The organism is Pseudomonas quercus, assembly GCF_012033695.1.
GTDB classification, from domain to species: Bacteria; Pseudomonadota; Gammaproteobacteria; order Pseudomonadales; family Pseudomonadaceae; genus Aquipseudomonas; species Aquipseudomonas quercus.
In genome coordinates, this window is record NZ_JAAVJI010000017.1 from 97,599 (window position 1) to 109,357 (window position 11,759).

At 61.8% G+C, this 11,759-nt stretch carries 13 protein-coding genes; 4 read left to right on the forward strand and 9 right to left on the reverse strand.

Annotated features, from left to right (window positions below):
• The first annotated feature begins 17 nt into the window (after positions 1-17).
• Complete coding sequence (locus HBH25_RS20895) at positions 18-914, forward strand: allantoinase PuuE (RefSeq protein WP_168085863.1); 897 nt, start codon at positions 18-20, stop codon at positions 912-914.
• Between the two features lie 132 nt (positions 915-1,046).
• Here the strand turns inward: HBH25_RS20895 and HBH25_RS20900 are convergent, their stop codons facing one another.
• The 6 genes from HBH25_RS20900 to HBH25_RS20925 form a co-directional block, all read right to left on the reverse strand.
• On the reverse strand, positions 1,047-1,451 hold the full coding sequence (locus HBH25_RS20900; RefSeq protein ID WP_168085864.1) for a type II toxin-antitoxin system PemK/MazF family toxin: 405 nt from the start codon (positions 1,449-1,451) through the stop codon (positions 1,047-1,049).
• Positions 1,452-1,454: 3 nt separating this feature from the next.
• The gene (locus HBH25_RS20905; RefSeq protein WP_168085865.1) at positions 1,455-1,745 is read right to left on the reverse strand and encodes a hypothetical protein; all 291 of its coding nucleotides are present in this window, start codon (positions 1,743-1,745) and stop codon (positions 1,455-1,457) included.
• A gap of 130 nt (positions 1,746-1,875) precedes the next feature.
• Positions 1,876-2,610 carry an SDR family oxidoreductase gene (locus HBH25_RS20910; RefSeq protein WP_168085866.1) on the reverse strand — a complete coding sequence of 245 codons (735 nt, stop codon included), beginning with the start codon at positions 2,608-2,610 and terminating at the stop codon, positions 1,876-1,878.
• Between the two features lie 164 nt (positions 2,611-2,774).
• Entirely contained in the window at positions 2,775-3,434 is a 660-nt protein-coding gene (locus HBH25_RS20915; RefSeq protein WP_229631993.1) for a cytochrome b, read from the reverse strand.
• Between the two features lie 16 nt (positions 3,435-3,450).
• Positions 3,451-4,629, reverse strand: coding sequence for a trans-sulfuration enzyme family protein (locus HBH25_RS20920; RefSeq protein ID WP_168085867.1), 1,179 nt, complete (start codon positions 4,627-4,629; stop codon positions 3,451-3,453).
• Complete coding sequence (locus HBH25_RS20925; RefSeq protein WP_168085868.1) at positions 4,626-6,002, reverse strand: pyridoxal-phosphate dependent enzyme; 1,377 nt, start codon at positions 6,000-6,002, stop codon at positions 4,626-4,628. Before HBH25_RS20925 ends, HBH25_RS20920 begins: the two co-directional genes overlap by 4 nt.
• 151 nt (positions 6,003-6,153) lie before the next feature.
• Here HBH25_RS20925 and HBH25_RS20930 point away from each other — a divergent pair, with 151 nt between their 5' ends.
• On the forward strand, positions 6,154-6,660 hold the full coding sequence (locus tag HBH25_RS20930; protein ID WP_168085869.1) for a P-loop nucleotide/nucleoside kinase family protein: 507 nt from the start codon (positions 6,154-6,156) through the stop codon (positions 6,658-6,660).
• Here the strand turns inward: HBH25_RS20930 and HBH25_RS20935 are convergent.
• Positions 6,657-7,175: a hypothetical protein gene (locus HBH25_RS20935; protein WP_168085870.1), complete on the reverse strand. Its 519-nt coding sequence runs from the start codon at positions 7,173-7,175 to the stop codon at positions 6,657-6,659. The genes HBH25_RS20930 and HBH25_RS20935 overlap by 4 nt on opposite strands.
• A 268-nt stretch (positions 7,176-7,443) precedes the next feature.
• Between HBH25_RS20935 and HBH25_RS20940 the strand changes: the two genes are divergently transcribed.
• The gene (locus HBH25_RS20940; RefSeq protein ID WP_168085871.1) at positions 7,444-8,103 is read left to right on the forward strand and encodes a haloacid dehalogenase type II; all 660 of its coding nucleotides are present in this window, start codon (positions 7,444-7,446) and stop codon (positions 8,101-8,103) included.
• Between the two features lie 8 nt (positions 8,104-8,111).
• Here HBH25_RS20940 and HBH25_RS20945 read toward each other — a convergent pair whose 3' ends face one another.
• Entirely contained in the window at positions 8,112-9,251 is a 1,140-nt protein-coding gene (locus HBH25_RS20945; protein ID WP_168085872.1) for a metallophosphoesterase, read from the reverse strand.
• A gap of 113 nt (positions 9,252-9,364) precedes the next feature.
• Positions 9,365-10,639, reverse strand: coding sequence for an MFS transporter (locus tag HBH25_RS20950; RefSeq protein ID WP_168085873.1), 1,275 nt, complete (start codon positions 10,637-10,639; stop codon positions 9,365-9,367).
• A 311-nt stretch (positions 10,640-10,950) separates the two neighbouring features.
• Here HBH25_RS20950 and HBH25_RS20955 point away from each other — a divergent pair, with 311 nt between their 5' ends.
• A complete protein-coding gene (locus HBH25_RS20955; RefSeq protein WP_168085874.1) occupies positions 10,951-11,487 on the forward strand; it encodes a glyoxalase superfamily protein in 537 nt (178 codons plus the stop codon).
• The last annotated feature ends 272 nt before the right edge of the window (positions 11,488-11,759 follow it).

Here is an 11,759-nt window from a genome sequence, read left to right on the forward strand (position 1 = left end):
CCGCAGGAGACTGTTCCATGACGTTACCCTTACGTGATCTGGTCGGTTATGGTCGGCAGCGCCCACAAGGGACCTGGCCCAACGGTGCACGCCTGGCGATCAGCCTGGTCATCAATTACGAGGAAGGCTCCGAACGGTCCCTGGCCATGGGCGACCCAGACCAGGAAAGCATGACGGAGTGGGGGAGCTATCAATTTCCCGCAGGCGTGCGCAACCTGGCCATGGAGTCCATGTATGAGTACGGGGCACGGGTAGGCATCTGGCGCATTCTGGACATCTTGCAAGCTGCGAACGTGCCCGCCACCTTCCACGCCTGCGCGGTCGCCTTCGAACAGAACCCGGAGGTGGCCAAGGCGGCAGTAGCCCTAGGGCATGAAATCTGCAGCCACGGTTACCGTTGGGAAGAAGTGTTCCGCCTCACCGAGGCCGAGGAACGCGAGCACATTCGGCTGGCGGTAGAGTCCTTCGAGCGCACGTGTGGCCACCGCCCGGTGGGGTGGTACTGCCGGTACGGCGCCAGTGTTCGCACCCGCCGCCTGGTGGCTGAGGAAGGTGGCTTTCTGTATGACTCCGACGCCTACAACGACGATGTACCGTACTTTGTGGACGTGGACGGCCAGCAGCGTTTGGTGGTGCCGTACACCAGCGACGTGAACGACTTCCGCTACTGGAACTCCCCAGGGCTGTCCCAGGCGTCGGATTTTCTGGAGTACATGAAGGAAAGCTTCGAGGTGCTGTACGAAGAGTCGGCCGACGGGCTGCGCATGATGTCCATCGGGCTGCATCCTCGCATGGTAGGGCGGCCGGGCAGGGTGCGCGCCATCAAACGGTTTATCGAGTACGCCCAGGGGCATGAGGGGGTATGGTTCGCCACGCGTGAGCAGATCGCCCGGGCGTGGCTGGCGAGAGGGTAAACGGCATGTTGGCCTGTTATATACAGGCGCAGATGCAGCTCAAGCCCCGCACGGGTCCTTACATGTCGTAAATGAGCACATTGGAAATGTTCAACGCAGCGTAATTGAGTGGCGAGGGTTTTCACACAGACGTCAAGTGACTCGCTTACGCGCGTTGAGCAGCTTTGACATGTAGCTCGGGTGCAAGATACCCAGTTTGGGTAGGGGTGAGTTGATATGAACACCAGGGGCAGGTCGGAACCAATCGGAGTCGAACGGAAGCGCTTCGATTCTTCCTACGTCGAACTTCGTTCGCCCAGTCAGGCCGCTGGCTATAAAGCCGCCATCGGCCGGATCAAGCACGAATTCGCCTGGGTAGAGCTTGTCGGTCTTTTTACTTGTACCGTAGGCCACTTCAATCGCGTGGTCTTCTTCCGATACCCCGATCACAAGGGCCGGACGAGGTTTTGGGCCCGGATTTCCAAGATTTTGAAGCTCTGGAAACTTTGCCCAAACGATATCACCGGGCTCGGGCAGCGGCAGAAAATCGTAGGCCATGCGCTAGAATAACCTTTTGGTAAAGCGTTCCTTTGGAATGTTCGAAGCAGGGCTCGCGGCTTCAATAGCCGCGTGTTGAGCATCGGTTAGGGGGCCGTCATCCAGTTCATACTTAGGCAACGCACGATCAGCCAGTTGTCGCAGAGCGAGGTGAATGACGTCTGTTTTCGTCATGCCGAACTGATGAACCAACAGCTCGACGGTTTCACTGCTAACGCCTGTAGGCGTGTCCTGCTTGCGAAGGCGAAGGTATATGCTTTCGGCTTTCTCTTTGTTTTCGGAAGCGGGTGCCATGGATCATCTCCTACGTGTTAGGCCTGCCAAGTAGACCCCGAAGCATTTTGGATTAGCCCCAAAATGGATATAGCTATTCTATAGCTACTGGCGGCAGTAGGACACCCTCTTCGGTATTCCCAAGTGCTCGTCAATAAGGGCTAGCGGTAGGCCGTACCACGATCTCGCTCACATCGACGTCATCGGGCTGTTCTATGGCGTAAACCAAGGCCCGAGCGATAGCATCGGGGGTGATTGCTACCTGGCGAAACGCTTTCATCGCTTCCCGTGCCTTTTCATCGGAGATTGTGTTCGCCAGCTCCGACTCCACCACGCCTGGGCACACAACGGTCACGCGGACCTTGTCGCTTTCCTGCCTCAGGCCATCGGAAATGGCGCGCACGGCAAACTTGGTAGCGCAGTACACAGCAGCGGTGGGCGATACCGACAGGCCGCCAATGGACGAGATGTTGATCACCTGACCGTGGCCTTGGGCTTCCATCAGCGGCAACACAGCGGCAATCCCATGCAGCACACCTCGCACATTGACATCCAGCATCTGGTTCCATTCGGCGATTTTCAGTGACGACAAAGGAGACAGTGGCATCGCGCCGGCGTTATTGATAATGACGTCTACCTGGCCGAAGGTGTCCTTGGCGAAATCCACGAACGCCTGCACGTCGGCAGCATCGGTCACATCAAGGGCCCTGGCGCGCGCCGATCCGCCTTGGGCTTCGATAGTGGCCACCAGTGCTTGCAGCCGGTCTAGCCTGCGGGCGCCCACTGCAGTATGGGCACCCTTGGCAGCGATGAGCTGGGCAGCCGCTTCGCCAATCCCACTGCTGGCCCCAGTGATCAGTACAACCTTGCCTTTGATATTGGACATCTCACGCGCTCCTGTGGCCGCCAGCCGGGCGGCCTTCATGGTGCCGCCGGTGGTGAATACCTGTGGCGGCAGTGATGCCATTACCGTAGGCGGAACATGTCAGCGTGAGGATGCCCACACCTGCCGAACACTTGCCTGATGCTGTCGAAGGCGTACAGCGCGCATCAAGGTAGGCGCTGAGGCGGCAGCATGCGATCCAGTGTTCCATCGCGGCGCACGGCCACATGCCACACAGTGCCGGCCACATGCAGGGCGATCAGCCCATACACGGCGAACTGGCACCACACATGCACCGTGTCAGCCAGTTTGCCCAGGCCGTCGTGGCGGGCGAAGCCCGGCAGGGAGAGGAGCCGGAAGAAGGGTACATCCTGGCCGTTGCCGGCCATCAGGTAGCCGGTAACCGGCATCACCAGCAGCACCGCGTACAGCAGCGCATGGGTCAGGCCTGCTGCCAGGCGCGTGAGGCGCGCATGGCTGGCCGGATGGGCCGGTGGGGCGTGCCGAAAGCGCCAGGTGAGGCGCAGCAGCACCATGAGGAAAACACTGATGCCCATGGACTCGTGGGCCATGTACCAGAACACCCGCACCGGGCCCGGCGGAAAGTTTTCCGCCACCCACACAAACGGCAGCAGCAGGCACAGGGCCGCAGCGGTAAGCCAATGCAGGGCCTGGGCCAGGCCGGTGTAGCGTTCCATAGGCATCAGGGCCTCCGTGGGTAGCAGGGGTTCCCGGCCTCCGCCTTCGGCTTCGGCCAGTCCTACAGCGATGGAATGGCGCCAGCCTCTGTAGGCGCTGGCGATAGCCGGCGAACCTTGTTCAAGCATCACGCGGCAGGTTCCGTTAGATCACCGCCAGGGCCTGGGCCAGGTCCGCCCTCAGGTCCTCGACTGCCTCAACCCCCACGGACAGCCGCACCAGGCCGTCTCCAATGCCCAGCTTCGCCCTGTTTTCAGCCGGGATGCTGGCGTGGGTCATGATGGCTGGGTGCTCGATCAAGCTTTCCACACCGCCTAGGCTTTCGGCCAGGGCGAACAGTTGTACCTTTTCAAGGAAGCGGCGGGCGCCGGCCAGGTCGGTGTTCAGGTCCAGGGAAATCATGCCGCCGAACCCACGCATTTGTGTGCGTGCCAAAGCGTGCTGGGGGTGGGATGGCAGGCCAGGGTAGTACACGCGGGCCACCTGTGGCTGCTGCTCCAGCCACTGGGCCAGGTCCAGGGCGTTGCTGCAATGGCGCTCCATGCGCAGGGCCAAGGTTTTCACGCCCCGTAAGGTCAGGAAGGCGTCGAAGGGGCCGGCGATGGCGCCCACCGAGTTCTGCAAAAAGCCCAAGCGCTCGGCAAGGTCCGGGTTATCCCCTACCACCGCGATGCCACCGATCACGTCGGAGTGGCCGTTCAGGTACTTGGTGGCTGAATGCACCACAATGTCGAAGCCCAGTGCCAATGGCTGCTGAATCCAAGGGCTGGCGAAGGTGTTGTCGGCCACACAAAGGATGCCCCGGTCCCTACACACCCGTGCGATGGCGGCCAGGTCTGTCAGGCGCAGCAAGGGGTTGCTGGGCGTTTCGACCCAGATCATGCGGGTGTCGTCCTGCAAGGCCGCTTCGAAGGCGGCAGGGTCGGTCATGTCCACGAAGGTGAAGCGGTGGCCGGCACTGCGGCGGCGTACACGGTCGAACAGGCGGAAGGTACCACCATACAGGTCATCCCCCGAGAGCACATGGCTGCCGGCATCCAGCAGTTCCAGCACGGACGAGATCGCCGCCAGGCCGGACGCGAAGGCGAAGGCCTGGGTGCCGCCTTCCAGGTCGGCCACGCAGCGCTCAAGGGCAAAACGCGTAGGGTTGTGGGAGCGGCCGTAGTCCAGGCCCTTATGCACGCCCGGGCTTTGCTGGAGGTAAGTGGAGTTGGCGTAGATGGGCGGCATCAGCGCGCCCGTGGTGGGGTCCGGGCTTTGCCCGGCATGGATCACTCGGGTGGCGAACGCCTGTGAAGGCGCGCGGTTATCAGGTTGGCTCATGGCAGGGATTTCCGTAAATGGTTAAGCAGGTCGACGCGGGTAATCAGCCCATGGAAACCGGACGCGTCGGCAATGATCGCCACCATGCCCTTGTCCAGTTCCTGTTGCAATGCCAACAGGCTGGCGCCCGGGGCCAGGGTTTCGAGAGTGTCCGTCATCACGCTGGCCACCGTGGTGTGGAAACTGGCGGGGTCCTGGTGCATGCCCAAGAGAATATCGGACTCGTCGATCACGCCAACCAAGTGCTGGCCGTCCGCTAACACGGGCAGCTGTGACACGTCGGCCAGGCGCATGCGCTGGAAGGCGGTGAGCAGCGTGTCATCTGGGGCCACGCTGATCACGCGACCGTCTTCGAAGCGGCGGGCGATCAGGTCACGCAGGTCGTTGTAGCGGGTGCGTTTGAGCAGGCCCTGGTCGGTCATCCACTGGTCGTTGTACACCTTGGACAGGTAACGGGTACCGGTATCGCATACGAAGGTCACCACCCGCCTGGGGGTGGTCTGCGCCCGGCAGTACTGCAAAGCCGCAGCCAGCAGGGTGCCCGTGGAGGAGCCACCGAGTATGCCCTCGGCCTTTAATAGCTGCCGAGCGTGGTCGAAGCTAACCTCGTCACTGATCGAATACGCCTGGCGCACGCTGGAAAGGTCGGCGAACGAGGGAATGAAATCCTCACCAATGCCTTCCACCGCCCAGGAACCGGCCTCGGGCAGGGTGCCGCTGCGGCTGTATTCGGCCACCACTGAGCCTTCCGGGTCGGCCAGTACCATGGCCAGGTCCGGCTGCACCCGTTTGAAGAAGCGGGTAAGGCCAGTCAAGGTGCCGGCCGAGCCTACACCCACGATGATGGCATCCAGGTCATGCTGGGTCTGGGCCCAGATTTCCGGTGCGGTGCTGGTTTCATGGGCCAGCGGGTTGGCGGGGTTGTTGAACTGGTCAGCGAAGAAGGCGCCGGGAATGTCCGCCGCCAGCCGTGCGGCCATGTCCTGGTAATACTCGGGGTGGCCTTTGCCCACGTCCGAGCGGGTGATGTGCACCTCGGCACCCATGGCCTTGAGGTGCAGCACTTTTTCGGTGGACATCTTGTCTGGCACCACCAGCACCACGCGGTAACCTTTGGCACGCCCTACCAGGGCCAAGCCCAGGCCGGTATTGCCAGCGGTGGCCTCCACAATGGTGCCACCGGGTTGCAAGCGGCCGTCGCGCTCTGCGGCGTCAATCATGGCCAGGCCCACGCGGTCCTTGATGGAGCCACCGGGGTTTTGGGATTCAAGCTTCAGGTACAGCGTGCACAGGCCGGTGTCGATACGGCTCACGCGGACCAAAGGTGTGTTGCCAATCAATTCGAGAATGGCAGGGCGGGGCGGAACGGGCATGGCGGCTCCTTGGAGGTGTCGGGTAAAGGCACGTACAGGCCCGCGCCTTTTCACACGTGAGTCTAGATGCACGGTGGGAAGGTGCCCGAATTTGCACAGGCCAGGCTTTACCTCTACGGTGCAGAAGCTTTTATTCACCCAGAGGCACGTCATGCTTGTTGTCTTCAGCGGCCTTCCCGGCACCGGCAAAACCACCCTTGCCATGCAACTCGCCCGGCAAACGGGCGCGGTGTACCTGCGCATCGATACCATCGAACAAGCCATTCGCGATTCAGGGGATTTCCACCAGCCCGTAGGGCGCAGCGGCTACCGGGTGGCCACTGCGCTGGCCCTCACGCACCTGCGGCTGGGGCACCGTGTAATTGCCGATGGCGTCAACCCCGTCGCCGAAAGCCGTACAGCCTGGCACGACGCTGCGTCGAGCGCAGATGCGGTGCTGCTGGATATCGAGGTGGTCTGCTCCAACACGCATGAACATCGCCGCCGGGTACAGGCGAGAGCCTCTGATATTCCGGGGCTGAACCCGCCTACTTGGCAGTCGGTGGTGGAGCATGAGTATGAGCCCTGTGTGGAGCCTGTGCTGCGTATCGACACAGGCTGTGTATCGGCCGAAGAGGCCGTGGCGCTGATTGTGGAGCGCATAGGCCTGGCAGCCTAGTCCCTAAACCTGAGGCCTACCTGAGCATGGCAGTTTCGTAATTCGATACTGCCTGGTGCATAGGGGCGGCAGAGGCGCGTTTTCATGCTGGTTGGTTGCGCCACAATGGTCACCGGCACACGCTTAGTAGGGGGGCTTTCAGTTGCTGGGATGGGTTCCTTGGCAAAGGTGACCACATTGTCCGCACCCCGAGGGGTGAAATTCTGGTCGTTGAAGACGGTTTGCCGGGGTGCATTCAGGGGCGTGCCTGAAACCCGAGGCACCTGGCGCAGCGAGGTGGGCTCGTTGTACAAGGGCAATGGTTCACTGGCCTGGCTGATGCTGCCTGTTACGACCTCTGGCCCAAGGTTGTGATAGCGGCCTTCAAGGCCGACGGCGGATGGGCGATGTACCCAGTGGACGGCTCCAAACGTAGCCAAGCCCATCACTACCAAACACAGTGCCAGGCCAGCACGTTCATGTGTGGCGCGTTTTCGTGTAATGCGTACGGGCGCATCGCTGATGTCGGCGTTCATCCTTGTCCCTGTTCGACGATAAAGTTTAGCCAGCGCGCGTTCCCATGTGTGAAAGCCCATGTGCGAAAGCCAATGTGTGAAGGAAGTACCGCAGAGCCTTCGGCCATTACTGAGGGCTATTATATGGCCGTTATACTTCAGCGGTTGCGGGCGATTGTCCTTATTCATTCCCCACCTGGCACTTGCGGCTGAACTCCCAGCGCGCCGGCCCTTCCATTGCACACTTAGGCCCACTGGCCACGTGACTGAAATAAGAAGGAAAGGTGACATGCTCAAACACATCGTCTTTGACGTAAACGAAACACTCCTGGACATGGCAGCCCTGGACCCGCTGTTCGAGCAGGTGTTCGGGCATAGTGATTTGCGCACGGAATGGTTCCTTACGCTGCAAACGTGCTGGATGACCAACACCATCACCCGGCAGTACCAGCCGTTTGGCGAGCTGGCACAGGCAGCCTTGAGAATGGTTGGCGCGGGCCATGAGGTAGACGTGAGCGACCTGCAGTGCCAGGCGTTGGCCGAAGCGCTTAAAACGCTTCCCGCCCACCAGGATGTACGCCCGGCCTTGCAGCGCCTGAAGCAAGAGGGCTTTGTACTGATCGCCCTGAGCAACGGTGCTCTCGAAGCGCTGCGCCAGCAGCTCGAATCCGCCCAGCTTACCGGCTACTTCGACCACATTATGGCGGGCAGCGAAATCGAACAGTTCAAGCCCGCGGTGCACACCTACCAAATGGTTGCGCAGCGGCTAAGCCTGTCGACTGATCAGCTGCTGATGGTGGCGGCCCATGCCTGGGACCTCGCCGGGGCGGCCCATGCAGGCTGCCGCACAGCCTTTGTGGAGCGCTCGGGGAAGGTGCTGAACCCGGTTGGCGTCAAGCCCGACCTGACGGGGGCAGGGCTTGGCGCTATTGTCGATCAGCTCGCATAGCTGCCGACTTATGTATCCGTTGGAGCAACAGGATTTGCCCGCCGCAAAGTGATACGGGTCAGCTCCGACGGCACACCCAGGCGCAGGGCGAAACCAGGCCAGAGCGCTGTGCCGTTGTTGACATACAACTGCATGTCGCCCACCTGATAGAACCCTGACACAAAGCCTTCGTTTGCCCCGGCAATGATCCGGTCCAGGATCCTGATCATCCCCCCATGGGTATGCCCGGACAGCTGCAGCGCAACGCCTTGGCGAGCCGCCTGGCGGGCATTGCGTGGCTGATGGTCCAGCAGAATGATCGGTGCCTTAGCGGGTACACCCGCCAGGGCCTGAGCCAGGTCCGGGCCAGGCAGGCCGGCGCGGGGGGCGCTCAGGTCGGTTACACCGGCCACCACCAATTGCGCATCACCCCGTGCGATTACGGCATGGCTATTGGACAGGCGCTTCATGCCCAGCGACACGAAGTATCGCATCCACCCCTCATTGTCGAAGAAGTACTCATGGTTGCCGGGTATCACGTACACCCCGTCTGGCGCACGCAGGTCGCGCAGCGGCTCGATATCGTTACGGCGAGCGTCAATAGGGCCGTCGATCAGGTCGCCGGTGATCAGGACCACGTCCACGCCAAGTGCGTTGGAGCGGCGCACCACTTCACGGGTCCAGGGCGCATCGAACAGGCGGCTGATGTGCATGTCCGTGAGTTGCAGCAGCGTATAGCCCTCGAACGCGGGCGGCAGGTCACGGATAGCGACCGTAATGTCCTTAAGCGGCGGCACCCGAGCGGCCTGGTGCACACCCAGTGCGGCCAGCAGCACGGCCACGGTGCCGATGCCGTAGCGCACCAGCGGCGGGATGGTGAGCCACTGCCGACGTACCAGCATGGTCAGCACCGTCCCTAGGTCTACCACCAGTTGCAGCACCGCCAGTAGCACAATGGCCCCGAAGGCCCAGTTGAAGAACAGCACCCATGCCCGTGGAAATTCCGGCGAGAACACGCTGCCGGAGGAGAACTTGGCGTACAGGTGATACTGGGAGGCGAGCAGAAGCAACAGTGCCGCCGCCAGCCTGGCAGCTAGTGGCCAGGGCAGTGGGTAGATGAAGCGGGCAATCACATACAGGCAGGGGGTGCTGAACATAAGGTGGAACATGGGGTGGCTCCTGGGTGAAGGTCGCTTGGCCTGTCCGGGGAGCAAACCCAGGCAGCGTGAGGGTGCCTGGGTTGAGAGGTGTGAATGGCCGTTACGTTCCACACGGTGCAGGCTTATCCCGCCTGGGCGGCTTCTTCCTCGGCGGCATGGGCCTGCACTGCGTGGGCCAGGTCTTCGGTCACACGTAACTCAACGCCTGTGGCCGAGTACTGTGCGGCCGCGGCGAAGGGAGCTGAAGCCACCGGCACCGGGTGGGCGCTACGGCGCCACACGAAGAACGCCACCATGGCCAGGTTGATCACCGCAAAGGCCCAGAACAGCCCGGAAGGGCCGGCCCAGGTCATGATGGGTGAAATGGCCATGGGGCTGACGGCCGACCCCAGGGAGTTGATGAGCAGCAGGCCTTGGATCATCCGCACCAGTGCGCCGTCCGGTGCACTGTCCGCCGCATGGCTGACCGCTACTGGGTACACCGCGAACACGCCGCCACCGAGCAGGAACATCACCAGCAGCATGGGCCAGCCACCTGGGCTCACTACCACGGCAGCCACCGACAGTACGGCACAGGCCGCGCCTAATATGATCAGCACCGTCTGGCGGTCTCTGCGGTCCGACCAGCGCCCTACCGGGTATTGCAGCACCATGGCACCAAAGATCACCGCTGCCATCATGTGCCCAACGTCCGTGACGTTCAGGCCTATGTTCTGCAAATACAGCGGTAGCAAGGTGTACACCGCCGCGATGGCCACGCCGGAACCAAAGCACCCCATCACGCTAGTGGGGGTGATTTGCAGCAGTTTGCCCGGTGGCAACGGCTCAGCGCGCTCCACCAGCGGCGTGACCCTGGGCAGCATCACGATGGGTATCAGGGACAGCGAGGCCAGCATGGCCGCAATGGTAAAGGGCACTGCGTCCCCTGCGCCCATGACGGTGCCCAGGCTCAGTTGCCCCAGCAGCCCCGCGCTGTACAGCGCGATCATGTAGATGGCCAGCAGGCGCCCACGGATCTTGGGGTCGGCTACCAGCAGCAGCCAGCTTTCCACCACCAGGTACACGCCCACGATGGCCCAGCCATTGACCAGGCGGAGGGCGGACCAGATCCACGGATCGCTACACAGGCCCTGAAGAGAAATGGTGACTGCGATCAAAGCGGCAAAGCAGCTGTAGGCCCGGATGTGGCCAATACGGGAAATCAGGCGCTCGTTAAACACCGAGCCCAGGCTCAGGCCGATGAAATACGCCGACGACACCACCCCCACCATGGTGGCGGAGAAGCCCATGGCATCGAGCCGCAGCGTGGTCAGCGAAGACATCAGCGCGCTGCTGATACTCATGATGAACAAGCCCAACAGCGGTGCCAGCGCCATGGACAACAATTGCACAGACATAACGATCTCAGTGGTAGAACAGGTGGGTAGGTGTTGCTGGCGGGGGCTTTATTGAAGTTGTGCGGCAGGCAACGCAGGGCGCGCATGGTAGCGGGCAGGAAGGGCGTATTAAAGGGGGTGGCGGGGATTTTTATTACCGCTCTGTCGACGATATCGCACCACCTGCTATCCTCGCCGCAGGCTGATGCTGCCTGCCGCTCGCATCCATCAGGAAAGGTGAAAGCATAGGTTGTACACCCTCCTCTTTTATCTCTTGGGTATCGAGGCATTGGCAATGCGGGCACCAGAAAGCCTCGGTCACAGGAGCTGTTATGTTTTCAATCGAACAAGCCAAGCAGATGGCCAAGGCGCTGCGCACGTCACTGGCCGCGCACGGTCATGGAATCACCCACAGCGAAGCCCTGGAAACCGTCGCTAATCAACTGGGCCACAAGGACTGGAATACCGCCTCGGCCCGCCTTCTCCCTGAGCCGGGGGAGCTAGCCATCCGCTTTGAACGCGCCGTCCCGATACTTCGCATTTTCGACGAGGCCAAAGCGCGTGAGTTCTACCTGGGCTTTCTGGGGTTCAGCGTGGTGTTCGAACACCGTTTCGAGGCTGACCTGCCGCTCTATATGGGCATTGAGCGAAAGGGCCTTCACCTCCACCTTTCCGAACACCACGGCGATGCCAGCCCGGGCTCGACCGTGTTTGTGCCCATGCAGAACATTGCGTTACTGCGCGATGAATTGCAGGAAAAGCGATACGGATACGGCCGGCCGGAGATTACCGAACAAGGGTGGGGGCAGGTGCTGGAAACCTATGACCCCTTTGGCAACCGTATCCGGTTTTGCGAATTGGCTGAGTAGGCGCCTAGCTTGCCAGCACTTGGTTTGGCCTGGGCACCTTACGATGCCATTCGCCGGCAAGCCGGCTCCCACAGGGATGAGGCGCTGGTATGCCTTTCCCTGTGGGGCCTGGCTTGCCAGCGCTTGGTTTGGCCTGGGCACCTTGCGGTGCCATTCGCCGGCAAGCCGGCTCCCACAGGTGTTGAGGCGCTGGTATGCCTTTCCCTGTGGGGCCTGGCTTGCCAGCGCTTGGTTTGGCCTGGGCACCTTGCGGTGCCATTCGCCGGCAAGCC